The 25,160-nt window shown below is 73.8% G+C and carries 21 protein-coding genes; 8 read left to right on the forward strand and 13 right to left on the reverse strand.

Features of this window, described 5'->3' with window-relative positions; all coding sequences use genetic code 11:
• Positions 1 to 333: 333 nt before the first annotated feature.
• Entirely contained in the window at positions 334 to 1,857 is a 1,524-nt protein-coding gene (locus tag ACIPSC_RS13855) for an aldehyde dehydrogenase family protein (RefSeq protein WP_400825578.1), read from the forward strand.
• Positions 1,858 to 2,142: 285 nt separating this feature from the next.
• Positions 2,143 to 2,466 (forward strand): nuclear transport factor 2 family protein, encoded by a 324-nt coding sequence (locus ACIPSC_RS13860; protein ID WP_400825579.1) that lies wholly within the window; start codon positions 2,143 to 2,145, stop codon positions 2,464 to 2,466.
• A gap of 96 nt (positions 2,467 to 2,562) precedes the next feature.
• Here the strand turns inward: ACIPSC_RS13860 and ACIPSC_RS13865 are convergent, their stop codons facing one another.
• Positions 2,563 to 3,786 carry a serine hydrolase domain-containing protein gene (locus tag ACIPSC_RS13865; RefSeq protein WP_400825580.1) on the reverse strand — a complete coding sequence of 408 codons (1,224 nt, stop codon included), beginning with the start codon at positions 3,784 to 3,786 and terminating at the stop codon, positions 2,563 to 2,565.
• A 150-nt stretch (positions 3,787 to 3,936) separates the two neighbouring features.
• On the opposite strand from ACIPSC_RS13865, the gene ACIPSC_RS13870 reads away from it, so the two are divergent.
• The 4 genes from ACIPSC_RS13870 to ACIPSC_RS13885 all read left to right on the forward strand — a co-directional run bounded on the left by ACIPSC_RS13870 (position 3,937) and on the right by ACIPSC_RS13885 (position 10,306).
• Complete coding sequence (locus ACIPSC_RS13870) at positions 3,937 to 4,455, forward strand: NUDIX hydrolase (RefSeq protein WP_400825582.1); 519 nt, start codon at positions 3,937 to 3,939, stop codon at positions 4,453 to 4,455.
• Between the two features lie 167 nt (positions 4,456 to 4,622).
• A complete protein-coding gene (locus ACIPSC_RS13875) occupies positions 4,623 to 5,543 on the forward strand; it encodes a TetR/AcrR family transcriptional regulator (RefSeq protein WP_400825584.1) in 921 nt (306 codons plus the stop codon).
• A 172-nt stretch (positions 5,544 to 5,715) separates the two neighbouring features.
• Positions 5,716 to 7,701, forward strand: coding sequence for a hypothetical protein (locus ACIPSC_RS13880; protein ID WP_400825585.1), 1,986 nt, complete (start codon positions 5,716 to 5,718; stop codon positions 7,699 to 7,701).
• Positions 7,702 to 8,020: 319 nt separating this feature from the next.
• Positions 8,021 to 10,306 (forward strand): glycoside hydrolase family 18 chitinase, encoded by a 2,286-nt coding sequence (locus ACIPSC_RS13885; protein WP_400825586.1) that lies wholly within the window; start codon positions 8,021 to 8,023, stop codon positions 10,304 to 10,306.
• Positions 10,307 to 10,445: 139 nt separating this feature from the next.
• Here ACIPSC_RS13885 and ACIPSC_RS13890 read toward each other — a convergent pair whose 3' ends face one another.
• The 11 genes from ACIPSC_RS13890 to ACIPSC_RS13940 all read right to left on the reverse strand — a co-directional run bounded on the left by ACIPSC_RS13890 (position 10,446) and on the right by ACIPSC_RS13940 (position 21,523).
• A complete protein-coding gene (locus ACIPSC_RS13890) occupies positions 10,446 to 11,156 on the reverse strand; it encodes a spermidine synthase (RefSeq protein ID WP_400825587.1) in 711 nt (236 codons plus the stop codon).
• Between the two features lie 70 nt (positions 11,157 to 11,226).
• Positions 11,227 to 12,270 (reverse strand): YeiH family protein, encoded by a 1,044-nt coding sequence (locus ACIPSC_RS13895; RefSeq protein WP_400826081.1) that lies wholly within the window; start codon positions 12,268 to 12,270, stop codon positions 11,227 to 11,229.
• 13 nt (positions 12,271 to 12,283) lie between these two features.
• The gene (locus tag ACIPSC_RS13900) at positions 12,284 to 12,850 is read right to left on the reverse strand and encodes a cysteine dioxygenase (RefSeq protein ID WP_400825589.1); all 567 of its coding nucleotides are present in this window, start codon (positions 12,848 to 12,850) and stop codon (positions 12,284 to 12,286) included.
• A 167-nt stretch (positions 12,851 to 13,017) separates the two neighbouring features.
• Positions 13,018 to 13,932 carry a LysR family transcriptional regulator gene (locus ACIPSC_RS13905; RefSeq protein WP_400825590.1) on the reverse strand — a complete coding sequence of 305 codons (915 nt, stop codon included), beginning with the start codon at positions 13,930 to 13,932 and terminating at the stop codon, positions 13,018 to 13,020.
• Between the two features lie 138 nt (positions 13,933 to 14,070).
• Positions 14,071 to 14,937, reverse strand: a complete 867-nt coding sequence (locus tag ACIPSC_RS13910) for an amino acid ABC transporter permease (RefSeq protein WP_400825591.1) — start codon at positions 14,935 to 14,937, stop codon at positions 14,071 to 14,073.
• Entirely contained in the window at positions 14,934 to 15,578 is a 645-nt protein-coding gene (locus ACIPSC_RS13915; RefSeq protein WP_400825593.1) for an amino acid ABC transporter permease, read from the reverse strand. The genes ACIPSC_RS13910 and ACIPSC_RS13915 overlap by 4 nt, the downstream gene beginning before the upstream one ends.
• A gap of 10 nt (positions 15,579 to 15,588) precedes the next feature.
• A complete protein-coding gene (locus ACIPSC_RS13920) occupies positions 15,589 to 16,485 on the reverse strand; it encodes a glutamate ABC transporter substrate-binding protein (RefSeq protein ID WP_400825594.1) in 897 nt (298 codons plus the stop codon).
• Between the two features lie 138 nt (positions 16,486 to 16,623).
• A complete protein-coding gene (locus ACIPSC_RS13925; RefSeq protein ID WP_400826082.1) occupies positions 16,624 to 17,352 on the reverse strand; it encodes an amino acid ABC transporter ATP-binding protein in 729 nt (242 codons plus the stop codon).
• Positions 17,353 to 17,393: 41 nt separating this feature from the next.
• The gene (locus ACIPSC_RS13930; protein ID WP_400825595.1) at positions 17,394 to 17,639 is read right to left on the reverse strand and encodes a LapA family protein; all 246 of its coding nucleotides are present in this window, start codon (positions 17,637 to 17,639) and stop codon (positions 17,394 to 17,396) included.
• Between the two features lie 292 nt (positions 17,640 to 17,931).
• Positions 17,932 to 19,704 (reverse strand): ABC transporter ATP-binding protein, encoded by a 1,773-nt coding sequence (locus tag ACIPSC_RS13935; protein WP_400825596.1) that lies wholly within the window; start codon positions 19,702 to 19,704, stop codon positions 17,932 to 17,934.
• A gap of 46 nt (positions 19,705 to 19,750) precedes the next feature.
• Entirely contained in the window at positions 19,751 to 21,523 is a 1,773-nt protein-coding gene (locus ACIPSC_RS13940) for an ABC transporter transmembrane domain-containing protein (protein ID WP_400825598.1), read from the reverse strand.
• A 423-nt stretch (positions 21,524 to 21,946) separates the two neighbouring features.
• Here ACIPSC_RS13940 and ACIPSC_RS13945 point away from each other — a divergent pair, with 423 nt between their 5' ends.
• On the forward strand, positions 21,947 to 22,810 hold the full coding sequence (locus tag ACIPSC_RS13945; protein ID WP_400825599.1) for an aldo/keto reductase: 864 nt from the start codon (positions 21,947 to 21,949) through the stop codon (positions 22,808 to 22,810).
• A gap of 159 nt (positions 22,811 to 22,969) precedes the next feature.
• Here ACIPSC_RS13945 and ACIPSC_RS13950 read toward each other — a convergent pair whose 3' ends face one another.
• Complete coding sequence (locus tag ACIPSC_RS13950) at positions 22,970 to 23,866, reverse strand: MarR family winged helix-turn-helix transcriptional regulator (RefSeq protein WP_400825600.1); 897 nt, start codon at positions 23,864 to 23,866, stop codon at positions 22,970 to 22,972.
• A gap of 446 nt (positions 23,867 to 24,312) precedes the next feature.
• On the opposite strand from ACIPSC_RS13950, the gene fabG reads away from it, so the two are divergent.
• Positions 24,313 to 25,080: a 3-oxoacyl-ACP reductase FabG gene (gene fabG, locus ACIPSC_RS13955; protein ID WP_400825602.1), complete on the forward strand. Its 768-nt coding sequence runs from the start codon at positions 24,313 to 24,315 to the stop codon at positions 25,078 to 25,080.
• Positions 25,081 to 25,160 lie beyond the last annotated feature (80 nt).

Raw genomic sequence — 25,160 nt, forward strand, 5'->3', positions numbered from 1 at the left:
CCGGTGCGGCTCCGGCCCCGGCTCGGGCGCGGGCAAGGCCGCGGGCGGGTCCACCGGGGCGGGCCCGCGCCGTCCGCACCGCCGACGCCGCCCGGTCGGCCGAAAACGGCCGGAAACCACCACCCTCCGTACAGCGCCCGGGGACGGACCGTAGCCGGGCCCGCCGTCCCCGGCTAGGGTGCTCGACGGCGCGGGCGCCCCGGCGGTGCCCCGCCCACGTGCGCGTCCGTACCCTCCGCCGGACCGCCCGGGCCCCGGGTCCGCGGTCCGGAGCGCCGCCCGGCCCGCACGGCCGCGGCGGTGCCCCCCGACAACGCGAGGAGGCACCCGAGCATGACGGTCTACCAGCCCCCCGGGCGGCCCGGCTCCATCGTCCGCTACCGCTCCCGCTACGAGCACTGGATCGGCGGCGGCTGGACGCCCCCGGTCCGCGGCGAGTACTTCGAGAACCCCAGCCCGGTCACCGGTGAGGTCTTCACCGAGGTCGCCCGCGGCTCCGCCGAGGACATCGAGGCCGCGCTCGACGCCGCCCACGCCGCCGCCCCGGCCTGGGGCCGCACCTCGCCCGCCGAGCGCGCCCAGGTGCTGCTGCGGATCGCCGACCGGATCGAGGCGCACCTGGAGGAGCTCGCCGTCGCGGAGAGCTGGGAGAACGGCAAGCCGGTGCGCGAGACGCTGGCCGCCGACCTCCCGCTCGCCGTCGACCACCTGCGCTACTTCGCCGGTGCGCTGCGCGCCCAGGAGGGCGGCATCTCGCAGCTGGACGAGGACACCGTGGCGTACCACTTCCACGAGCCGCTCGGTGTGGTCGGCCAGATCATCCCGTGGAACTTCCCGATCCTGATGGCGGTCTGGAAGCTCGCCCCGGCGCTGGCGGCCGGCAACGCGGTGGTGCTCAAGCCCGCCGAGCAGACGCCGGCCTCGATCCTGCTGCTGATCGAGCTGATAGCCGACCTGCTGCCGCCCGGCGTGGTCAACGTGGTCAACGGATTCGGTCTGGAGGCCGGCCGGCCGCTGGCCTCCAGCAGCCGGATCCGCAAGATCGCCTTCACCGGCGAGACCACCACCGGCCGGCTGATCTCCCAGTACGCCAGCGGGAACCTGATCCCGGTCTCGCTGGAGCTCGGCGGCAAGAGCCCGAACCTGTTCTTCGCCGACGTCGCGGCCGAGCGGGACGCCTTCTACGACAAGGCGCTCGAAGGCTTCGCGATGTTCGCCCTCAACCAGGGCGAGGTCTGCACCTGCCCCAGCCGGGCGCTGATCCAGGCCGAGGTCTACGACCGGGTGCTCGCCGACGGCCTGGAGCGGGTGCGGGCGATGCGCCAGGGCAACCCGCTCGACACCGAGACCCAGATCGGTGCCCAGGTCAGCGACGACCAGCTGAAGCGGATCCTCTCCTACATCGAGGTCGGCCAGGCCGAGGGCGCCAAGGTGCTGGCCGGCGGCGAGCGCGCCGACCTCGGCGGGTCGCTCGCCGGCGGCTACTACGTGACGCCCACCGTCTTCGAGGGCGTCAACGGGATGCGGATCTTCCAGGAGGAGATCTTCGGCCCGGTCCTCTCCGTCACCCGGTTCGAGGACTTCGAGGACGGCATCGCCCTCGCCAACGACAGCCTGTACGGACTCGGCGCGGGCGTGTGGACCCGGGACGGCAACACCGCGTACCGGGCCGGGCGGGCCATCCAGGCCGGCCGGGTCTGGACCAACTGCTACCACGCCTACCCCGCCCATGCGGCGTTCGGCGGCTACAAGAACTCCGGGATCGGCCGGGAGAACCACAAGGCGGTGCTGGAGCACTACCAGCAGACCAAGAACCTGCTGGTCAGCTACTCCCCCGACGCCCTGGGCTTCTTCTAGGCGGCGCTCCGCCGCGCCGTGCCGACCCGGTCGGCGCCGGGCCGGTCAACGCCGAGCCGCGCCGGGCACGAGATCGCGGAGTGGGAAGTCGGGCCGGCCGACTTCCCACTCCGTCACCACTCCCCGTGGCCCGCAGGGCTCCCGTCAACGGACAAATCACCCGTAGCGGGATCTAAGCACAAGAAAGCCGAAAATCACCGACACGCCGCCGACACGCCCGGACACGCCCGGGCGACGCCCTAGACAGGAAGAGGCCCAACCCCTTCTCGTTCCAGGGAGACCTGAATGACCATCGCCACCGCCAAGCTCACCAACCCGGCTGTCCGCGCCTTCGTCACCGCGCTCAACGCCGGCGACCGGACCGCCTTCTTCGACGCACTCACCCCCGACGTCACGATGTCCGACGACGGCTCGGACCGGAACGTCGCGGACTGGACCGATCGGGAGATCTTCTCCAGCAGCGGTCACCTGGACGTCCAGTCCGAGTCCCAGAACGGACACGCGCTGGTCGCCAACTACCGCAACGACACCTGGGGCGAGATGCGCACCGCGTGGCGCTTCACCGTCGACGGCGGGAAGATCAGCCGCTTCGAGACCGGCCAGGCCTGACGGGCCTGACGGGCCTGCGACCCCACCGGACCTCCCCGGGCCCGACGGCCTCCCGTCGGAGCACTTGGCACAGTGGGAGCGCCCCCGGGAGGTCCGTCAGACGAGTCCGAGGCAGCCGCGCACCGCGCGGATCAGGTTGCGGGAGCGGACGTCCCCCGTGACGCCGGGCTGCATGCCGTTGGTGACGTAACCGAAGCCGATCCCGAGGTCCGGGTCGGCGAAGCCGAGCGAGCCGCCCCGGCCCGGGTGGCCGAAGCTGGCCGGCGAGGCCATCAGCGCGGTCGGGCTGTGCCGGAAGTAGCCGAGGCCGAACGTCGAGTTGACGATCAGTACCCGGTCCGGCCCGCTGACCACCGGTCCGACCGCGCGCGCCAGCAGCTCCGGCCCGAGCAGCGGCGGGTGCGTCTCGCCGGGCGCCCCGCCGTGGCGGTCCGCCGCGCCGATCAGCGCCGCGTAGAAGCGCGCCACCGAGCGGGCCGTGCCGATCCCGCCCGCGCCGGGGATCTCGGCGGCCTGTACCGCCGGGTCGTTGAGGTCCACGCCGGGGCGGACCGAGGCGAAGGCGCGGGCGGTCAGCGAGGTCGGGTCCTGGTAGGCGTCCCGCACCGCCTGCTTCGGGCGCAGCCGCAGCCCGCTCGGCCCGGTCCGGGCGGCCTCCGGCGCGGGCAGGTCCACCAGCCGGCCGACCCGGGGCGCGGCGCCGGCCGGGAGGCCGATCCACAGGTCCAGGCCGAGCGGGCGGGCGATCTCTTCGGCGAAGTACTGGCCGATCGTCCGCCCGCTCACCCGCCGGACCACCTCGCCGACCAGCCAGCCGAAGGTGTACGGGTGGTAGCCGTGTGCGGTGCCCGGCTCCCAGGCGGGCGCCTGGGCGGCGACGGCGGCCGCCGCCCGCTCCCAGGTGAGCACGTCCTCCAGGCGCAGCGGCACGTCGAGCGCGGGCACCCCGGCCCGGTGCGAGAGCAGCCAGCGCACCGGCACCCGGTCCTTCCCGGCCGCCTTGAACTCGGGCCAGTACGAGGCGACCGGCGCGTCCAGGTCGAGCTTCCCGCGCTCGGCCAGCAGCAGCGCGGTGGTCGCGGTGAGGCCCTTGGTGACCGAGCGCAGCACCTGCGCGGTGTCGGCCGTCCACGGCACGGCCGGCGCGGGCCGCCCGCCGACCTCGGGACGGGCGTCGCCGGCCCACAGGTCGACCACCTTGCGGCCGCGCAGGTAGAGCGCGAAGGCCGCGCCCAGCTCGCCGTACTCGCGGAAGTTGCGCGCGAAGGCCTCCCGTACCGGCTCGAAGCCCTCGGCCGTCTCGCCCCAGATCTCCACCACCGCGTGCCGTCCTGTCTCGTCCGACCGTCGTCCCGTGCCCGCGCCGCCCGCACGCGCCCGCCCCCGAGTCGTGGGAACGATCCGGATCGTCCGGGTCTTCCGCACCGTTCGAACCGTTCGAACCGGCTCCGAAACCCTAACCTGTCGGTCATGACCAACCCTGCCGAAGAGCTGCTGGACGTCGTCGACGAGCACGACCGGGTGATCGGGACCGCGCTGCGCGGGGAGGTGTACCGGGACGGGCTGACGCACCGCTGCGTCTTCATCCTGGTCCGCGACCCCGCCGGGCGGCTCTTCGTCCACCGGCGCACCGACACCAAGCTGTTCGCCCCCGGCGCGTACGACATGTTCGTGGGCGGCGTGGTGGGCGCCGGCGAGACGTACGCGAGCGCCGCCGTCCGGGAGGCCGAGGAGGAGCTGGGGGTGAGCGGGGTCGAGCCCCGCCCGCTGTTCAGGTTCCTCTTCAGCCGGGACCGGCTCTCCTGGTGGTGCGACGTCCACGAGGCCGAGTGGGACGGCCCGGTCGCGCCGCAGGAGTCCGAGGTCGCCTGGCACGCCTGGCTCACCCCTGCCGAGCTGGACGAGCGGCTGGCCCGTGACACCTTCGTCCCGGACGGGCTGGAGGCCTACCGGCGCTACCGCGCGTGGCAGGCCGGCCGGGCCGGGTGACGCCGGCCGGCCGGACCTCGCCCGGGCGGCCGGTCACGGCGCCACGGTCCGGCACGGCCACCCGGTCGGGCGGCGGCCACGCGGTGACGCCCGCCCGGCGCCGGCCCACCGCCAAGATCCGCCGCCAAGATCCACCGGCCGGGGCCCGGACGGATAGGGTGGCGCGCATGGTTTCCCGTACGCCGTCGGCCACGCCCCCGTCCGCGCGCGCCGACCGCGGCCCGGCCGCCGGCAAGGCTTCCGGAGCCGCCGCCGGCAAGCCCACCGGAAAGGCCGCCGCCCGCGCGGACAAGGGCGGTAACCGGCCGCGGCGCCGGCTCAGCGTGGACGAGCGGCGCGAGCAGCTGATCACGGTCGCCCTGGAGCTGTTCAGCTGCCACCCGCCGGAGGAGGTGTCGATCGACGACATCGCGGCCGCCGCCGGCGCCTCCCGGCCGCTGGTCTACCACTACTTCCCGGGCAAACAGGCGCTGTACGAGGAGTCGCTGCGCCGGGCCGGCCGGGAGCTGGCCGCCCGGTTCGAGGAGCCGGCCGAGGGCCCGCTCTCCGAACGCCTCCACCGGGTGATGGGCCGCTACCTGGACTTCGTGCAGAGCCACGGCCCCGGCTTCGCCGCGCTGCTGCGGGGCGGCTCGGTGGCCGCCAGCGCCGGAACGTCCGCGGTGATCGACGAGGTCCGGCAGGCGGCGCACGAGCAGATCCTGTCCCACCTGGCCGTCCCCTCCCCCAGCGCGGGCCTGCGGCTGACCGTGCGGGCCTGGATCGCCAACGCCGAGATCACCTCGCTGGAGTGGCTGGCCGAGCGCTCACTGCCGCTGGAGCAGTTGCAGCTCCAGCTGGTCCAGGAGTTCGTGGCCTCGCTCACCCTGACCGCCGCCCGGGAGCCCGCGCTGGCTGTCGAACTGGCCGGGTTCTTCGCCGGCGAGCGCCCCGAGGGCCCGGCCGGGCGGCTGGTGCGGGACCTCGCCGGGCTGTTCACCGTTCCGGGCATCGCCGAGGCGGTCACCGCGCTGGCCGTGCTGCCCCCGCCCGCCACGCCGGAACCCGTCGCGGAGGCCGGGCAGGCGGCCGGACCGGCTCCGGCCTGACGGACACCGGCCCGACGGACACCGGCGCGAACGGTGCCGGTCTGACGGGCCGCCTGTTCTGCGCCGACAGCGCCCTCTGATAGGAATGTGCACGGATCTGACGGCATGCCGGTCGAGCGCGTGCCCGAACCACCGGACCACCGAAGGCACGCTCAGAGCGGGGGCTCATCAGTTGACCCAGGACGGCCAGTTCACGACGGAGGCCAACGCCTTCGCCGCCGCGGAGCAGGTCTCCGCGACGCTCGGCTCCCTCGTGGACGCCCTCTTCGAGCCGCACACCTCGCGCCACCCGGCCGCCTCGCTGACCGCGCTGCGGCCCGGCGCGCACCCCGCCGCCGAGACCCTGTTCAACCTGCGGCTGGCGCCCAACGGCCCGGTGCACGACGCCGTCGACCGGCTCGGCACCGTGGTCACCGCCGGCACCGCCCGTCCCGGCACCGGCGCCCCGCTCTCCGCAGCGGTCGCCGACGCGCTGCTCGCCCGCTTCGGCGGCGGCGCGGTGCGCGGCGCCGTGACCGACCGGGGCACCGCCACGGCCGCCCTCTTCGAGCTGCCGGTGACCGGCGAGGCCGCCGACGCCAAGCTGCGCCCGCCGTTCGCCCCGGCGCTGGCCGAGCTCGCCGCCGGGCAGCAGACCCGGGAGCCGGTCGAGCTGGCCACCGGCGCCGGCGCCGAGGTCCGCCTGGTGGTGCCGCCCGGCTTCCACCCGCTGACCTCCCCGGGCGGCCCGCCCGGCGTCTCCGCCCGCACGGTGTCCGCCGACCCGGCGGCCGCGGACGGCCCGGCCCTCGCCAAGGGCACCGACCCGGTGACCGGCGCGGCCGCCGCCGAGCTGACCGCCCACCTGGCCGAGGTCGCCGAAGAGCTGTTCAGTGGCACCGGCCCGGCCCCGCGCCGGGACTTCGCGGTGGTCGCCGCCGCGCTGGCCGACACCGTCACCGCCTCGGGCACGGTCTACGCCGGCGTCTGCGCGGTCGAGGTGGACGGCCGCCCGAGCGAGGCGACCCTGACCGTCGCGCTCGCCCGGCACCCGCTGCCGATCACCGAGCTCGCCACCGAGCTGGCCACCGTCCGGCGGCACGCCGAGGTCTGGACGGTGCTGCTGCCGGCCGGGCCGGCCGCCGTCCTGGTCGAGGGCCGCAGCGTCCCGGTGCCCGCCGCGCTGGCCGCGGACGGTCAGCGCCGCTGGACGGTCACCTCGGTGGCGGAGGCGTTCGTCCCGCTGCCGGACGGTGTGACGGTGCTCTGCGTCCAGCTGGCCACCGGCCGGGCGCAGGACTGGGAGCTGTACACCGGGGTCTTCGCCGAGCTGCTGAAGAGCATCCAGTTCGGCTGGGACGGCGTGGCCGGGAAGCTCACCGCGCCGAACCCGGCCGCGACGGCTCCGGCCGCCCCTGCGACGCCGCCCGCCGGCGTTCCCGTGGCAGCGGAGGCGGCCGCGGACGCGGTCACCACCGACGTCCCGTCGCCGGCGTTCGCCGACCCGGTCCCGGCCGACGCCACCCCGCTGCCGGTGCACCTGCGCGGCACGCCGGTGCGCGTGCCCCCGGCCGACTTCAACCCCTTCGCCCCGGTCGCCGAGCCGACCCCCACCCAGCCGATCCTCGTCCCGGACGACGGTCCGGCGGCCGACTCCGAGCAGGCCCCCAAGGGCACGCCCGTGATGGTCCCGCCGCCGGACTTCAACCCGTTCGCGCCGCTGGCCCCGACCCTCACCGACACCACCGTGCCAGGCACGGAGGACGACCGGCCCAAGGGCACGCCGGTGATGGTCCCGCCGCCGGACTTCAACCCCTTCGCCCCGATGGCCGCCGACACCCTCGCCCCGGCCGCGCCCGCCGCGCCGGCCGCCGCACCCGTGTCCGACCCGTTCGGCACGGTGCTGCCGGAGCAGCACAGCGACCCGTTCGGCACCACGATCCCGCAGTCGTCCGCGCCCGTCCCGCCGCCGCCCTCGGTCCCGCCGGCCGTCCCGGCGCCGACCGTCACCCTGCCGGCCGAGGACAGCGCGGACGATCCGGACCGCAAGCCCAAGGGCACGCCGGTGATGGTCCCGCCGCCGGACTTCAACCCCTTCGCCCCGATGGCCGCCGACGCCCTCGCCCCGGCCGCGCCCGCCGCGCCGGCCGCCGCACCCGAGAACAGCCCGTTCGGCTAGGCCCTGTCCGGCCGAGGGCGAACCCACGGTGGAGCGACGGTGCCGGACCCGACGAGCGTGTCGTCGGGCCCGGCACCGTCGTTCCACCACCCGCCCGTCCCCGCCCCGGCTCGAACCGTCAACTGGTACAGACCTATTGCCAGTTGCCGGTCCGCTCCCTACCCTCGGCTCAGGATCCTCCGTGGCACCCCGACGGCCCGAGGTCCCCGGTTCCGCGCCGCCCCACGGCCCGGAGCACGCTGCTCCACGCACCTGACACCTCCCCACGGGTAACGGGGCGTCCGGGCCAGCCCGGGCCCCCAGGACAGGAGCCACATCCATGCGCAGACGTCGGATCAGCCTGCCGCTGATGGCAGCCGGGACCCTGCTCGTCCCGCTGCTCGCCGCCACCCTCCCCGCCGCCACCGCCCACGCCGCCCCCGGGTCCGCCGCCGGGTCCGCCACCGCGGCCTTCACCAAGGGCAGCGACTGGGGCTCCGGCTACGAGGGCGGCTACACCGTCACCAACGGCTCCAGCACCGCCCTCAACGGCTGGACGCTGGAGTTCGACCTGCCCTCGGGGAACACGGTCGCCTCGCTCTGGAACGCGACCTACACCACGGCGAGTTCGCACGTCACCGTGAAGAACCCGAGCTGGGCCGGCAGTCTGCCGCCCGGCGGCACGTACAACTTCGGCTTCAACATCGCCTACTCGGGCGCCTACAAGCCGCTGCTCAACTGCAAGCTGAACGGCCAGCCGTGCGAGGGCGGCGGCGGGGACGTGGTCGCGCCCAGCGTGCCGGGCAACCTCCGGGCCGGCACCACCACCCAGACCACCGTGGACCTCTCCTGGACGGCGAGCACCGACAACGTCGCGGTCACCGGCTACGACGTGTTCCAGGGCGGCGCCAAGGTGGCCACCACGGACGGCGCCACCACCGCGGTCACCGTCCAGGGCCTGACCGCCGGCACCGCCTACCAGTTCACCGTCCAGGCCTTCGACGCCGCGGGCAACCGCTCGGCCGCCGCCGGCCCGGTCGCCGCCACCACGAAGCCGCCGGTCGACCCTGACAAGCAACCGCCGACCACCCCCGGCACCCCCACCGTGACCGGCTCGGACGCCACCAGCATCTCGCTGGGCTGGGCGGCCAGCACCGACAACGTCGGCGTCACCGCCTACGACGTCTACAACGGCACCGCGCTCGCCGCGACCGTCACCACGCCGTCCGCCACCGTCGGCAACCTGGCGCCCGACACGTCCTACACCTTCACCGTGAAGGCCCGCGACGCGGCCGGGAACGTCTCGCCCGCATCCGGCCCGGCGACCGGCAAGACCAAGCCGGGCGGCACCGACCCCGGGGCGCTGAAGATCGGCTACTTCACCCAGTGGAGCATCTACGCCCGCGGCTACAGCGTGAAGAAGCTCGACACCTCGGGCTCGGCCGGCCGGCTCACCACGCTCAACTACGCCTTCGCCAACATCCACCCGACCACCAAGCAGTGCTTCATCACCAACAAGGCGGCCGGGAACGACTCCGACCCCAACGCGGGCGACGGCGCCGGTGACGCCTGGGCGGACTACGGCAAGGGCTGGGACGCCGGCAACTCGGTCGCCGGCACCACCGACACCTGGGACCAGAAGCTGGCCGGCAACTTCAACCAGCTGAAGCAGCTCAAGGCCAAGTACCCCAACCTGCGGATCCAGATCTCGATCGGCGGCTGGTCGTACAGCAAGTGGTTCTCCGACGCCGCCGCCACCGACGCCTCCCGCAAGGCACTGGTCAGCTCCTGCATCGACATGTACATCAAGGGCAACCTGCCGGTCATCGACGGCCGCGGCGGTGCGGGCAGCGCGGCCGGCATCTTCGACGGCATCGACCTCGACTGGGAGTGGCCGAACTCCGACGGGCACCTGGGCAACATCTTCAAGCCCGCCGACAAGGCCGACTACACGCTGCTGGCCCAGGAGTTCCGCCGCCAGCTGGACACGCTCGGCGCCACCACCGGCAAGCACTACACGCTGAGCGCCTTCCTCCCGGCCGACCCGGCGAAGATCACCGCGGGCATCGACGTCCCCGGGCTGTTCGGCGCCTTCGACTTCGCCACCATCCAGGGCTACGACTACCACGGCGCCTGGGAGATGACGACCAACCAGCAGTCCGCGCTCAAGGTCGCGGCCGGCGACCCGTCCACCCCGGACCGCCGGTTCAGCTCCGAGATCGCCATCAACGCGTACGTCAACGGCGGCGCCCCGAAGAGCAAGCTCACCCTGGGCATCCCGTTCTACGGCCGCGGCTGGACGGGCGTGCCGCGCGGCACCACCAACGGCCTCTTCCAGAGCGCCACCGGACCGGCGCCGGGCAGCTACGAGAACGGCTTCGAGGACTACCACAAGCTCAAGGACCTTGCCGCGAGCGGCGGTTACACCCTCTACCGGGATCCGGTGGCCGGCTTCGCCTACCTCCACAACGGCACGGTGCTCTACACCTACGACGACCCGACCGAGATCGCCCGCAAGACCGCCTGGATCAAGTCCCAGGGGCTGGCCGGCGCGATGGTCTGGTCGTTCGACGGGGACACCGCGAGCGGTGAGCTGATGGCCGCCGTGGACAACGGCCTGAAGTAGCGCAGGGCCGCCCGCTCAGCACCCCGCCCGGACCCGCCCGGTCCGCCGCCGCCCGCTCAGCCGGCGCGGCGGGCCGGGCGGCGACGGACCGGAACGGCGACGGACCGGAACGGCGCGCCCGGCCGGGCGGTGCAGCAGGTCAGCCGGCGCGGCGGGCCAGGTGCACGACGTCCGGCACTCCGCGGGCGACCGGGATCTCGTGGGTGGCCACGTCCGAGAAGCCCGCTGCGCGCAGCGCATCCTCGAAGGCCGGGGAGGGCTGTGCGCTCCAGACCGCCAGCACCCCGCCGGGCTGCAGCCGGTGCCGGAGCACCGCGAGCCCGTCCGCGCCGTAGAGACCGGCGTTGGAGTCGGTGACCGTCCAGTCGGGGCCGTTGTCGATGTCGAGGCAGAGCGCGTGGTAGCGCTCGCCGTCCGCCGCCGCGAGGTACTCCAGCAGGTCGGTGTGGAGCACCTCGACCCGGACGTCCTCCAGCGCACCGGCCGAGAAGGAGGCCAGCGGGCCGGTCCGGTGCCAGTCGATGATCGCGGTCTCGCGCTCGACGATCGCGATCCGGCCCCAGCGCGGCTCGGCCGCCGCGTACGCCAGGGAGAAGCCGACGCCGAGTCCGCCGATCAGCACCGAGGGCCGGGTCGGGGCCGTGCCGGCCCGGTCCAGCTCGTCCAGTGCGGCCTGGATCAGCAGCCGCTCGGAGCGGCCGTCGGCGGTGTCCATCAGGAAACAGCCGTTGGCGATGATCTCGAAATGCCGCCCCCGCTGCCGCAGGACCACCTCGCCGAAGGGGCCCTCGCGCCGGTCGAGCGTGACGACGGCGTCGTGGCCGTCCCGTCCGGGCAGTGCGGTGGACATGCGGGTTCCCTTGCAATCTCGGGTGCACGGACTACCCGCCCGACAATAGCCGAGGCGGGGCCCGGCCCGGTCATGTCGTGATCAGTACTCCCGCGTAGGAGACGCCGGCGATCATCACCCAGGAGGCCAGGCCGAGCAGGGCGATCCGCCCGCCGGTGCGCAGCAGGGTGGGCAGGTGGACGGCGCTGCCGAGGCCGAACAGGGCGGCGGCCAGGAGCAGCTCCTGGGCGTCCGCGGCCAGGGTGAGCGCCCGGTCGGGCAGCACGCCGGTGGTGCGCAGCACGATCATGGCGAGGAAGCCGGCCACGAACAGCGGCACGATCGGCGGGCGGGCGGCCTTGCCGTCGCCCTCGCCCCGGCCGGCCCGCGAGCGGCGCACCGTGACCACGACGCCGGCGACCAGCGGTGCCAGCAGCATCACGCGCATCAGCTTGACCAGGACCGCCTCGCGCAGCGCGCCGGCCCCGCCGGTCTGCGCGGTGGCGACCACCTGGCCGACGTCGTGCACGCTGGCCCCGACCCAGCGGCCGAACTCGGCCTCGCCGAGCCCGAGCGGGTGCTGGAGCAGCGGGAGGACGGCGATGGCGAGGGTCCCGCAGAGGGTGACCAGGGCGACGGAGGCGGCGGCGTCCTCCTCGTCGCTGCCGGCGGCCTGGCTGACCGCGCCGATCGCGGAGGCGCCGCAGATCGAGTAGCCGGTGGCGACCAGCAGCGGCTGGTCGCCGGGCAGGCCGAGCCGGCGCCCGAGCCACCAGGTGCCCGCGAAGGTGGCGGCGACCACGGTGAGCACCATGGCCACGGTGGCCCAGCCGAGCCCGAGCACGTCGCCGAGGGAGAGCTTGAGGCCGAGCAGGACGATGCCGATCCGCATCAGCCGCTTCCCGGCCGTGGAGAGGCCGGGGCGGGCGACGCCGCGGACGACCGGGCGCAGTCCGGGCAGGTGCGCGGCGCCGATGCCGAGCACCACGGCCGCGGTGAGCTTGGGCACGGCGGGGACGGCCTGGTGGACGGCGAGGGCTGCGGCAACGCCGAGGGCGGCGAGCAGCAGGCCGGGGGCGTCCCCGCCGAGCGGGGGGAGCAGGCGGGTGCGGACGTGCCGCTCCCGGACGGTCAGTGCCACGGGGTGCTCACCGCCGGCCGTCTGCGGGCAGCCGGTAGGTCCGGCGGACGCTCGTGCCCAGGCGGGAGATGTCGGCGCCGTAGATGTGGATCGAGTGGGCGATGGTGGTGCCCGTGTTGCGGACGACGTGGATGTCGCCGGGCGGGGCGAAGGCGGCGACGCTGCCGGCCGGGGCGACCACGTGCTCGGTCTCCACCAGGTGGGCGGTGCGGCCGTCGGAGACCAGCCGGTAGCGGGTCTCGCTCTCCTGGCCCTCGTGGACGCCGGCCACGCACCAGGCGACGTGGTCGTGGATCGGGGTGTACTGGCCGGGGAGCCAGACCAGTGCGACGACGGAGAAGCCGCCGTCGGGCTCGGCGTGCACCAGGTGCTGGCGGTAGCGGTCCGGGTCACCCTCGCGCTGGTCGTCGGTGAGCAGGTCGCTCTCGCGCAGGTGCGGGGCGAGCCGCTCGCCGACCAGGTAGGCGGTGAGCTCGGGCGGCAGTCCGCGGTCCACGACCGCGCGGACCTCGCCGACCAGGGCGGTCATACGCTCGGTGAGACGGCCGCTGCCGACCGTGGCTGAGGGTGTCATGGCAGCAGGTTGGCGGCACCCCACCTATCACGTCCAACGATGGTTCGTTAGGCGTCCGCAAAATCCCGCTTATGGATCGCGGCGGCGTCGGCGGCGGGAGTTGTAACGGCGGGCGTCGGAACGGCGTCGGCGGGTATCGGCGGGCCCCAGCAGTCCGCGGCAGGCCGTCAGCAGCCGACCCGGGCCGCGGCCGCCGATCGCAAGTGGTCCAGCACCAGGGCGGTCGCCGGGATCCGGCGGTGCTCGCGGAGCACGTACGCGCTCACCTGGCGGCGCAGGTGCGGTTCGACCGCGCGCCCGGTGACCTTGCGGTGGCACATGAAGGAGAGCACCAGCGCCGGCATCAGGGCGATCCCGACCCCGGCCGCGACCAGGCTCTGCACGGCGAGGTTGTCGTCGGTGGAGAAGACGATGTCGGGCGCGAAGCCCTCCTCGGCACAGACGTGCAGCAGGTTGGCCCGACATCGCGGACAGCCGGCGATCCACCGCTCCCCGTCGAGGTCGGACAGCCGGACGGCGTGCCGGCGCCCGAGCGGGTGGCCGACCGGCAGCAGGACCGTGAGCAGGTCCTCCATCAGGGGTATCTCGTCCACGCCGTCCGGCAGTTCGGTGACCACGCCGGGGTAGCGGAAGGCCAGCGCGATGTCGCACTCGCCGCGCAGCAGCCGCTGGACGGAGTCGGGCGGCTCGGCCTCCAGCAGCTCCACCCGGACGCCGGGGTGCTCGGCGAGCAGCCGGGCCATCGCCTCGGGGATCAAGGTGGCGTTGGCGCTCGGGAACGCGCAGACCCGGACCCGCCCGGCACGCAGCCGGGCCAGCGCGGCGAGCTGCTGCTGGGCGGCCGAGAGGCTGCCGAGGATCTGTTCGGCGTGCCGGGCCAGCGCCTCGCCGGCCTCGGTGAGCCGCAGTCCGCGCCCGGCCCGGGTGAAGAGCGGGAGTCCGACGGAGCGCTCAAGCGCCTTCATCTGCTGGGTGATGGCGGGCTGGGTGTAGCCGAGTTCTCGGGCGGCCGCCGAGTAGGAGCCGACCCGGACGACCTCGTGGAACGTCCTGATGTGCCGCGAATCGAATACCGGCTCCACTGCCCCTCCGCCCGTCCGCTCCGCTGCAGTCCGGCAATCATAAGCAGACTTTGGAGGAGACCGACCTGACCCCGTGTGCACCTATGGTTTACGGCCGAATCACCCGCCCCGCCGGAACCACGCCGCCCGGCCGGGGGGCTACCGCGCCTCGGTCGGCAGGCCCAGCGCCACCCCCGCCTTCGCCACCGGCGCTCCACCGCGCATGCTCGGGCTGCGCCGACTGCGGCGCTCGACCCAGCGGGCCAGCCAGGAGAGCAGCAGGCACATCCCGATGTAGACCGGTGCGATCACCATGACCACCGGGATGAACGGCAGGTCGTAGTCCAGGTTGGTCGCGATCAGCTTGCCCGCGTGCAGGAACTCCTCGTAGGTGATCAGGAAGCCGAGCGAGGTGTCCTTCAGCGCCACCACGAGCTGGCTGATGATGGCCGGCAGCATCGCCCGGTTCGCCTGCGGCACCAGCACGTAGGCCATCACCTGGGTCTTGCGCATGCCGAGCGCGAACGCCGCCTCCCGCTGCCCGGCCGGCACCGCCAGCACACCGGCCCGGAACACCTCGGCCAGCACCGAGCCGTTGTAGAGCACCAGGCCGGCCACCAGCGCCCAGAGCGGCTCCACCTTGAGCGCCACGAAGATGAAGAAGATCATCACCAGCAGCGGCATCGCCCGGAAGAACTCCACCACCACGGTGCAGAGCAGACGCACCGACCGGTGGTCGGAGAGCCGCCCGGCGGCGAACAGTGCGCCGAACGGCAGCGCGAGGAGCACCGTCCAGCCGAAGGCCTTGAGCGTGTTGCCGAGCCCGCGCAGCAGCAGCTCCTGCACGCCCTCGTACTCGAACGCCATCCACTTCGCGTGGGTGAACTGCTCGGTGTGGAACAGCATGTAGACGATCCACCCGATCAGGGCGGCGATCGCCAGCAGCGCGATCCCCCCGTACAGGCGGTGCCGGGCGATCGCCTTCGGCCCCGGGAGGTCGTAGAGCGCCGAGGCTTCCACCGTCATCGCGACACCGCCACTCGTCGTTCCAGCAGGTTGAAGAGGGCGCTCACGGCCAGGGTGATCACCAGGTACCCGACGGCGATCCAGACGAAGGTCCAGACGATGCTGTAGCCCAGCTCGTTGATGGTCCGGTAGGTGCCGAGCAGTTCGTTCACGCTGAAGGCGCCCGCGATCGCGGTGTTCTTCGCCAGTGCGATCATCACGCTGCCGATCGGCGCGACCACCGACCGGTACGCCTGCGGCAGCACCACCAGGCCCATCGTCTGGCCGAAGCTCATCCCCAGGCTGCGGGCCGCCTCGCCCTGCCCGGTCGGCACGGTGTTGACGCCCGAGCGCATCGCCTCGCAGACGAACGCCGAGGTGTAGCAGCCGAGCGCGAGCACCGCGAAGGTGAAGAAGGGCAGGGTGATGTCGAACCTCGGCAGGCCCAGCACCACGATGAAGAAGAGCAGGGTCAACGGGGTGTTGCGCAGCAGCGTCACCCACGTGGTGCCGAACACCCGCAGCGGCCTGACCGGCGAGACCCGGAAGCTCGCGATCAGCACACCGAGCACCAGCGCCAGCACGGCGCTCACCACGAACAGCGCGAGGGTGCCGAGGAACCCGTGCCAGTAGGTCGACCAGTTGTCGATCAGCGTCTTCACAGCGGCCCTCTCAGTACCGGTCGATCGGCGGCGGGGCGGGGGCGGGCACGCCGGAGAGGCCGAGGGTGGCGTCGTAGGCCTGCTGCCAGTCGCCGTTCTCCTCGTGGCGTGCCAGGGCGTCGTTCAGCGCGCCGCGCAGCACGGTGTCGTCCTTGGGCGTCCCGATCCCGTAGGGCTCCTGGGAGAACGGCGGTCCGACCACCTTGAGCTCCTCCGGAACCTTGGCCGCGTAGCCCATCAGGATGGTGTTGTCCGTGGTGACGGCGTCCACCTGGCCGGTGATCAGGTTGTCCACGCAGGCCGAGTAGGTGTCGTAGCCGATCAGCCGGGCCTGCGGGTACTGCTTCTGGATCCGCTGGTACGGGGTCGAGCCGGCCGCCGAGCAGACCTTCTTCCCGTCCAGGTCCTCGGGCCCGTGGATGCGGTCGTCGTTCTTGCGCACCAGCAGCGACTGCCCGGCCAGGAAGTACGGGCCGGCGAAGCCGACCAGCTTCTTCCGGTTGTCGTTGATGGTGTACGTGCCGACGTAGTAGTCCACCTGGCCGTTCTGCAGGGCGGTCTCGCGGTTGGCGGAGGCGATCGTCCGGAACTCGATCCGGTCCGGGCCGAAGCCGAGGTCGGCGGCCAGCATCTTGGCGATCTCGATGTCGAAGCCCGAGTACTCCCCGGTGGCCGGGTTCTTCTGCCCCAGGTACGGCTGGTCCTCCTTGACGCCGACCACCAGGTGGCCCCGGCTCCGTGCGGCGTCCAGGGTGGGCGAGCCGGTGACGGCGTCGCCGCTCTCCACCCGGTAGCTGGGCAGGGCGCTGGGCTGCGGCCCCTTCGGCGGCGGGGTGCCGGGCCTGCCACAGCCGGCCAGCAGCACGGTCAGGGCCGCGAGGACCGCGAGGACCGCGGTCGCGGCCACCGCAGGGCGCTTCCGTCCCGTACGGCCCTTCCGCGCAGCGCGGCTCCGCTCCGCAGCACAGCTCTTCGCGGCGCAGCACTTCGGGGCACAGCTCTTCGCGGCGCAGCTCTCCAGGGCGCAGCTCTCCACGGCGCCGCCTCAGTGCTTAAGGATCTTGGACAGGAAGTCCCGCGCGCGCTCGCTCTCGGGCGCGCCGAAGAAGGCCTCGGGGCTGCGGTCCTCGACGATCCGCCCGTCGGCCATGAACACCACCCGGTTCGCCGACGCCCGCGCGAACCCCATCTCATGGGTGACCACCACCATGGTCATGCCCTCGTGGGCGAGCTGACGCATGACGTCCAGCACCTCGTTGATCATCTCGGGGTCGAGGGCGGAGGTGGGCTCGTCGAAGAGCAGCGCCTTCGGGTCCATCGCCAGGGCGCGGGCGATCGCGACCCGCTGCTGCTGCCCGCCCGAGAGCTGGGCCGGGTACTTGTCGGCGTGCGCGGCCAACCCGACCCGCTCCAACAGCGCCCGGGACTTCGCGTCCGCCTCCGCCCGGGACCGGCGCCGGACCTTGACCTGGGCCAGCGAGACGTTCTGCAGGACGGTCTTGTGCGCGAACAGGTTGAAGGACTGGAAGACCATCCCGACCTCGGCGCGCAGCCGGGCCAGCCCCTTGCCCTCCTCGGGCAGGGGGCTGCCGTCGATCACGATGGTCCCGGCCTCGATCGGCTCCAGCCGGTTGATCGCCCGGCAGAGGGTGGACTTCCCCGAGCCGGAGGGTCCGATCACCACCACCACCTCGCCGCGGCCCACCGTCAGCTGGATGTCCCTAAGGACGTGCAGCTCGCCGAAGTGCTTGTTGACCCCGCGCAGCTCGATCAGCGGCGCGAAGACCGGGGCCTGCGGGCCGGCGGCCGGGGCGGTCACTTGGCGCGCCGGCCCTTCAGCAACCAGCCGAGCGCACCGCCGGCCACCAGCGTGGCGAGCAGGGCGATCCAGAGCGGTGTGGTGACGGTGAACACCCAGAACTGGATCTGGACGCTGTCGAGGTTGGCGAAGAGGAACCACACCGCAAGCACGACGATGACCCCGATCCCGATGTACCGGGTGGGGATACCGGCGATCTCGCTGCGCTTGGCGCCGGACGAGCCGTTTGAAATCTTGGTCACACGCGCAGTCTGCGATCCGATCGGCGGATTTCTCCGGTTACGCGCCAGGGAGTAGCCCGCACGGGGCAACTCGCCGCGCGGGCCCCCGACCGTGTCGCAGCAGCCGCCCACCGGGCCTCCACCACGGCCGCCACCACAGCCGGACCAGGGCCGGGCCAGGGCTGGACCAGGGGCGGAAAGCCCAGGATCCCGGCCGGCGACGGCCGGCCGGAGACAACCGCGGTGGCGACCGGGGTGGCGACCGGGGTGGCGACCGGGGACGGCCCAGGAGGCCGCCCCCGGCCCGGCCGGCTCAGCGCTCGTCGCGCCAGGACCGCCAGAGCGCCGCGTACGGACCGCCCGCCGCCACCAGCTCGGGGTGGCTGCCGTACTCACTGATCCGGCCGCCCTCGACCACGGCGATCACGTCCGCGTCGTGCGCGGTGTGCAGCCGGTGCGCGATCGCGATCACCGTCCGCCCCTCCAGCACCCGGGAGAGCGAACGCTCCAGGTGCCGGGCGGCCCGCGGATCCAGCAGCGAAGTGGCCTCGTCCAGCACCAGGGTGTGCGGATCGGCCAGCACCAGCCGGGCCAGCGCCAGTTGCTGCGCCTGCGGCGGGGTCAGTGCCGTGCCGCCCGAGCCGACCTCGGTGTCCAGACCCTCCGGCAGCGCGTCCACCCACTCGCCGGCGTCCACGGCGTCGAGTGCGCCGCGCAGCTCGGTGTCGTCCGCCTCCGGTGCGGCCAGCCGCAGGTTGTCCCGCAGGGTGCCGACGAAGACGTGGTGCTCCTGGTTGACCAGCGCGACCTGCGCCCGGACCCGCTCGGCCGGCATCCGGGCCAGCGCGGCCCCGCCGAGCGTGACGCTGCCCCGGCCGGGGGCGTAGATCCCCGCCAGCAGCCGGCCGAGGGTGGACTTGCCGGCGCCGGACGGCCCGACCAGGGCCACCCGGCTGCCCGGGGCGACGTCCAGGCTGATGCCGTGCAGCACGTCGGCGCCCTCGCGGTAGCCGAACCGGACGTCCGTCGCCTCGACCCGGCGGCCGCTCGGCCTGGCGTCCTCGTCGGTCTCCTGCTCGGGCACCTCGCGGACCCCGACCAGCCGGGCCAGCGAGGCCTGCCCGATCTGGAGCTCGTCGTACCAGCGCAGGATCAGGTCGACCGGCGCGGTGAGCGCCTGGGCGTAGAGCACCCCGGTGGTCAGCTGGCCGACCGAGATCCAGCCCTGCAGGGTGAACAGGCCGCCGAGCACCAGGGTGCCGAGCACGGCCAGCGCGTACACCGCGTCGATGGTCGGGAACCAGACCGAGCGCAGCCAGAGGGTGTACCGCTCCCAGGCGAGCCACTCGCCCAGCTTGCGGTCGGTCAGCCGGACCCGGTCGTCGCCCAGGCGCAGCGCCTCGACCGTCCGGCCGGCGTCGACCGTCTCGGCCAGCACGGTGTTCACCGCGGCGTAGCCGGCCGACTCGTTGCGGTAGGACTGCGGGGCGCGCCGGAAGTACCAGCGCGAGGAGGCCAGCAGCAGCGGCAGGCCGATCAGGGCGGTGAGCGCGAGCAGCGGCGAGGTGAGTACCAGGGCGCCCATGACCAGCAGCAGCGACACCACGGCGACGGCCAGCTCGGGCACCGCCTCCCGGACCGACTTGTCGAGCCGGTCGATGTCGGTGGTGCCCCGGGAGACGAGGTCCCCCGTGCCGGCCCGCTCCAGGACGCCGGTGGGCAGCGCCACCGAGCGGACCAGGAAGTCCTCGCGCAGGTCGGCCAGCACCCGCTCGCCGAGGATGCTGCCGCGCAGCCGCGACCACCAGGTGAACGCGGACTGCACCACCAGGGCCAGCAGGTACCAGGCCACCGCGACCGCGATGGTCGACTCCGCGGTGCCGGTGGCCAGCGACTCGACCAGGGTGCCGAGCACCCACGGCCCGACCAGTCCGGCGACGGTGGCCACCGAGTGCAGCAGCACCACCGAGGAGAAGCCGGCCCGGTGGCGCCGGGCGAGCAGCCGGAGGTAGGCGCGGACCGCGGTCGGGGAGCCGACCGGGAGGGTGGTGGCCGGCCCCTGTTCCCGTTGGACGGGGGGCTTCATGTCAGGCTCCTCAGCGGGTTGGTCGTCCGGTACGCGGGGTGGTCGGTCACACGCCCTCCCCGACCGGGGCCGGCTCCTCGTCGCGGGTGACCACGGCGCGGTAGACCGGCTCGGTGTGCATCAGTTCGCGGTGGCGGCCGGCCGCGACGGCCCGGCCGTCCTGGACCAGCACCACCCGGTCCGCCTGGTCGAGCAGCAGCGGGCTGGTCGCGAACACCACGGTGGTGCGGCCCTCCCGGTTCTTGCGCAGCCCGGCCGCGATCCGTGACTCGGTGTGGGCGTCCACCGCGCTGGTGGGCTCGTCCAGGACGAGCACCGGCGGGTCGGCCAGCAGCGAGCGGGCGAGCGCCAGCCGCTGGCGCTGTCCGCCGGAGAGCGAGCGGCCGCGCTCGGTGATCCCGGCGCGCATCGCGTCCCCGCCGCAGTCGGGCGAGCCGTCCACCAGGGCGTCCAGGACGTCCTCCGCCCGGGCGGCGGCCAGCGCCTCGGCCGGTGCGACCCGGCCCGAGGAGGGGATGTCCAGCAGCGCGGCGAGGGTGCCGGAGAGCAGCACCGGCTCCTTGTCGTGGACCAGGACGGCCGCGCGCGCCTCTTCCAGCGGGACGGCGTCCAGCTCGGTGCCGCCGAGCCGGACCGAGGGCTGCGGCTCCTCGCCCTCGGCCAGCGGGACGTGCCCGCCGAGCCGATCGGCGAGCGCCCCGGCGAAGTCCGGATCGCCGCAGACCACCGCGGTCAGCTCGCCGGCCCGGGCGGTCAGCCCGGTGGCCGGGTCGAAGAGGTCGGACTGGCCGGGGCCGGCGAGCCCGGCCCGGGCGGTGGCGGTCGTCCGGCTGAGCGAGAGCACCCGGACGGCCCGGCCGGCCGAGACCCGGGCGACGCTCCAGGCGTGCGCGGCCTCCCCGAGGATGCGCAGCGGCGCGGCCAGGAAGGCGGTGGCGCCGTAGACGGCGACCAGGGTGCCGACCCCGATCCGGCCGGAGGCCGCCAGGTGGGCCCCGTACCAGCTGACGCCGACCACGAACAGGCCGGGCAGCAGGATCTGCTGGGCCTGCATCAGGGACCAGACCCGGGCCGACCGGACGGCGGCGGCGCGGACCTTCTGGGAGGCCGCCCGGTAGCGGTCGAGGAACAGCTCCTCGCCGCCGATGCCGCGCAGCACCCGGAGCCCGGCCACGGTGTCGGCGGCCAGCTCGGTGGCCTTGCCGCCGAGCGCGCGCTGCTCCGAGTAGCGCCGCTCGAACGGGCCGAGCAGCGGCCAGACGGCGGCGGCCAGCACCGGCACCCCGAGCAGCACGGTGAGTCCGAGCAGCGGCTCGGTGACCAGGACGGCGCTGCTCACCGCGAGCCAGACGATCACCGCGCCGCGCACCCGGGCGACCAGCTCGACGTACCAGCCGATCTTCTCGACGTCGCCGCTGCCGACCGCGACGATCTCGCCGGTGGCGATCCGCCGGGCGAGCCCGCTGCCGAGCCGGGAGGCCTGGCGGGCCACCAGCTGGCGGACCTGGGTGGCGGCGTGGATCCAGTTCCACACCGCCTGGCGGTGCAGCAGGACGGTGCCGAGCGCGGCGACGGCGGCGAGGGCCAGGGCGAGGCCGCCGGCCCGCCAGATGCCGGCGGCGTCGCCGTCGACGGCGGCCTGGACGCCCAGGCCGAGCGGGACCGGGAGGGCCGCCTGGCAGCCCATCTCCAGCACGGACCAGCAGGTGGCCAGCGCCTGGCCGCGGCGCTGGCTGCGCTGGAGCCAGCGCAGGAAGGCGAGGGGGGAGGACAGATCGGGACCGCCGGGGTCGGCCAGCGGCAGGGTCTTGAGCGGCATGACGCTCCGTTGCGGATGGTACGGGCGGTTGACGCGGGAGTGCGGCGACGCGGGTGGCGTGCGAAGGCGGCCGCGCGGGTGGCGCGGGGCGACGGGGAACAGGCCGGCGGGGTCACGGCCGTGACGAGCTGATCAGGAGGTCATGGCAGCGAGACTGCCAACCCCGGTGTGACCTGCGCAACAGGTTTTCCCGCCGCGCGCGCCCCCTGCCCGCCCCCGTCCGCACCCGAACGCCCCCGGCCGCGCCCGTCGTACCACCCCGTCGGAGGACCCCGCCGGACACCCCGCCCGGACGACCCTCCACAACCCGCTGCGCACGCTGGTACCACGCGTCCGAAATTTCTTTCCGGAACCGGGAACAATCCGGACACCGAGCCGGTTCTGCCGGTGGAAGTACTTGGACAACCCGGAGGCACCCTTCCCGTGAGCAGCATCCCGAGCGTCACCCTCAACAACGGTGCCCAGATCCCGCAGCTCGGCTTCGGCGTCTGGCAGGTCCCGGACGCGGAGGCCACCGCCGCCGTGCACGCCGCCATCCAGGCCGGCTACCGCTCGATCGACACCGCCGCGATCTACGAGAACGAGGCCGGCACCGGCCAGGCGATCGCCCAGGCGCTGGCCGGCGGCGTGGCCCGCGAGGACCTCTACATCACGACCAAGCTGTGGAACTCCGGCACCCGCGACTGGTCGGGCGAGCAGGGCCGCGACGCGGTGCTGCGCGAGTTCGATGCCTCGCTGGAGAAGCTCGGCCTGGAGTACGTGGACCTCTACCTGATCCACTGGCCGCGCCCGATGCACGGCAGCTACGCCAACGTCTGGAAGGCCTTCGAGCAGCTCGCCGCCGACGGCCGGGCGAAGTCGGTCGGCGTCTCGAACTTCGGCCCCGAGCAGCTCACCCGCCTGCTCGACGAGTCCTCGGTCGTCCCGGTGCTGAACCAGGTCGAGCTGCACCCCTACTTCCCGCAGGAGGAGCTGCGCGCCTTCCACGCCGAGCACGGCATCGCCACCGAGGCCTGGAGCCCGCTGGGCCAGGGCAAGGACCTGCTCGCCGAGCCGGCCCTGGTGCAGATCGCCGAGAAGCACGGCCGCACCGTCGCCCAGGTGGTGCTCCGCTGGCACCTGCAGAGCGGCGTCATCGCGATCCCGAAGTCGGTCACCCCGTCCCGGATCAAGGAGAACCTGGACGTCGCCGGCTTCGAGCTGGACGCGGCCGACCTCGCCGCGATCGCGGGCATCGCCACCGGCCGGCGGATCGGCCCGGACCCGCAGGGCTTCGACTGGAACTGACGCCCCACCCGGTCGCGGTCGGCCGCCGGCCGCGACCGGCCGGCGGTCACCGCGACCGCCGACGGTTCGTCAACCCCGAAGGCCGCCTGCCCTCTTACGGGTCGGCGGCCTTCAGTACGTTGGCGAATCGTTTTGGCTGGAGATTCCAGTGCTGCCCAGCTAGAACCGGGCCGCCTTGGCGAGCAGCGCCAGCGCGGTCTCGTGCTCGTGCTCCTCCAGCGGAGCGAGCAGCAGCCGCTGGACCTGGGCGACGCCCGCGGCCGAGCGGTGCAGCAGGTCCTGGCCCGCCGGCGAGAGCGACAGCAGGTTGCGACGCCCGTCCGAGGGGTCGCGCCGGCGCTGCACCAGGCCGCGCCGGACCAGCCGGCTGACCATCTCGGCCATCGTGGCCTTGTCCAGCGAGGCCAGCTCGCCGACCGTGCGCTGGTCGGCACCCGGCTCCATTTCGAGCGCGTCCAGCACCGCGTACTGCGGCGCCGTCAGCTCCGAACCGACGTGCTCCGACCAGAGCTTGGTGTGCACCTGCTGGCTCACCCGGATCAGGTAGCCGATCGCCCGCTGGGCGTCCAGCATCGGTCGCGCGTCACTGAGGACGGCGACCTGGGCCGGCTCCAGCCTGGCTATCTTGGCCATCACCCGCACGATCTCCAGCTGCTCCTCCGGAGAGAGCGGCTCGAACAGCGTGCGCTGCACGCGGACCACCCCGCCAGTGGCCTCGCGGACCGCCTGGGCACCGCTCTGCGAGAGCGCGAGCAGTTTGCGCCGGCCGTCGGCCGGGTCGCGGCGTCGCAGCACCAGGCCGCGCCGGACCAGCCGGGCGACCATCTCGGCCATCGTGGCCTTGTCCAGCGAGGCGCGCTCGCCGACCGTCCGCTGGTCGGCACCCGGTTCGAGGGCCAGGACCAGCAGTACGGCGAACTGCGGAGCCGTGAGGTCGGCTCCGACGTGTTCGGACCACAGACGGGTGTGTACCTGCTGTGCAACGCGGATCAGGTGCCCGGGCGACTGCTGCAGTCGCCCGGACACACGGGTCGTCGGGATCTCCCCCAGCACCATGTATCCGTCCCGATGTCACACCCGGTGTGTGTGGGACACCCGGGTGGGGCAGTAACGGCGAGTGGGCGTCCCGCTGTGAGGGAGGGCGCTCCAGCCGTGCAGCCGGTGGCTGCTGGCGGACACTATACAAACGGCAGGCCCTCGCTGGCAGGCGGGGGCGGATAGTAGACGCAGGTTCGGCAACATTGGCATATTTACGCGCCGTGCCGACTCGACAGTAACCCGAACGCAGGAGAAAGCCGACCGGCCGGTCCTTACCCTCGGTCACCTGCGGCTTCGCCCTGGCCGCGCACCCTACCCGCCGGTAGGGTGTGGCCACTCGACGGTCCGCCCCGAGCCGCCGCTCCGCGCGACGCCCGCGCGGACCCCGCGACGCTCCGCACCGGATCCGGCGAGACCCGAGCGGGATCGACGATCCCGCAGATCCGAGAGAGACGAGAGCGAGCATGACCGAGCAGACCACCGCCCCCCGGGTCGCCGTCGTCACCGGCGCCGCACGCGGACTGGGCGCCGCCACCGCCGAGCGCCTGGCGGCCGACGGCTACGCCGTCGCCGTCCTCGACCTGGAGGAGACCGCCGGCAAGGACACCGTCGACCGGATCACCGCGGCCGGCGGCCGGGCGATCGCCGTCGGCGCGGACGTCTCGGACGCCGAGCAGGTGCAGGCCGCGGTCGACCGGATCGTCGCCGAGCTCGGCGCCCCGGTCGTTCTCGTCAACAACGCGGGCGTTCTGCGCGACAACCTGATCTTCAAGATGTCCGAGTCCGACTGGGACACGGTCATGAACGTCCACCTCCGCGGCGCCTTCCTGATGACCCGCGCGGTCCAGAAGCACATGGTGGACGCCGGCTTCGGCCGGATCGTCAACCTGTCCTCCTCCTCCGCCCAGGGCAACCGCGGCCAGGCCAACTACTCCGCCGCCAAGGCCGGACTCCAGGGCTTCACCAAGACCCTGGCGATCGAGCTCGGCAAGTTCGGCATCACCGCCAACGCCGTCGCCCCCGGCTTCATCGCCACCGACATGACCGCCGCCACCGCCGCCCGGGTCGGCATGGACTTCGAGGACTTCAAGCGCGCGGCCGCCACGCAGATTCCGGTCCAGCGGGTCGGCGTGCCCGAGGACGTCGCGAACACCATCGCGTTCCTGGCCGGCGAGGGCGCCGGATTCGTCTCCGGCCAGGTCATCTACGTGGCCGGCGGCCCCCTCGACTGAGGCACCGGACCTACACAGGGTGACCACGGAGTGGGAGCCGGCCAGGCCGGTCTCCCGCTCCGTTCGCTTTGCCTGCCCTT

It is taken from the genome of Kitasatospora sp. NPDC090091 (assembly GCF_044747365.1).
Classification (GTDB): Bacteria; Actinomycetota; Actinomycetes; order Streptomycetales; family Streptomycetaceae; genus Kitasatospora.

What these genes read in the sequence shown, in the direction of transcription:
- ACIPSC_RS13855 (WP_400825578.1), top strand. Translation starts at nt 334, where the DNA reads ATGACGGTCTACCAGCCCCCCGGGCGGCCCGGCTCCATCGTCCGCTAC.
- ACIPSC_RS13860 (WP_400825579.1), top strand. Translation starts at nt 2,143, where the DNA reads ATGACCATCGCCACCGCCAAGCTCACCAACCCGGCTGTCCGCGCCTTC.
- ACIPSC_RS13870 (WP_400825582.1), top strand. Translation starts at nt 3,937, where the DNA reads ATGACCAACCCTGCCGAAGAGCTGCTGGACGTCGTCGACGAGCACGAC.
- ACIPSC_RS13875 (WP_400825584.1), top strand. Translation starts at nt 4,623, where the DNA reads ATGGTTTCCCGTACGCCGTCGGCCACGCCCCCGTCCGCGCGCGCCGAC.
- ACIPSC_RS13885 (WP_400825586.1), top strand. Translation starts at nt 8,021, where the DNA reads ATGCGCAGACGTCGGATCAGCCTGCCGCTGATGGCAGCCGGGACCCTG.
- ACIPSC_RS13890 (WP_400825587.1), bottom strand. Translation starts at nt 11,156, where the DNA reads ATGTCCACCGCACTGCCCGGACGGGACGGCCACGACGCCGTCGTCACG.
- ACIPSC_RS13900 (WP_400825589.1), bottom strand. Translation starts at nt 12,850, where the DNA reads ATGACACCCTCAGCCACGGTCGGCAGCGGCCGTCTCACCGAGCGTATG.
- ACIPSC_RS13910 (WP_400825591.1), bottom strand. Translation starts at nt 14,937, where the DNA reads ATGACGGTGGAAGCCTCGGCGCTCTACGACCTCCCGGGGCCGAAGGCG.
- ACIPSC_RS13935 (WP_400825596.1), bottom strand. Translation starts at nt 19,704, where the DNA reads ATGAAGCCCCCCGTCCAACGGGAACAGGGGCCGGCCACCACCCTCCCG.
- ACIPSC_RS13940 (WP_400825598.1), bottom strand. Translation starts at nt 21,523, where the DNA reads ATGCCGCTCAAGACCCTGCCGCTGGCCGACCCCGGCGGTCCCGATCTG.
- ACIPSC_RS13950 (WP_400825600.1), bottom strand. Translation starts at nt 23,866, where the DNA reads ATGGTGCTGGGGGAGATCCCGACGACCCGTGTGTCCGGGCGACTGCAG.
- fabG (WP_400825602.1), top strand. Translation starts at nt 24,313, where the DNA reads ATGACCGAGCAGACCACCGCCCCCCGGGTCGCCGTCGTCACCGGCGCC.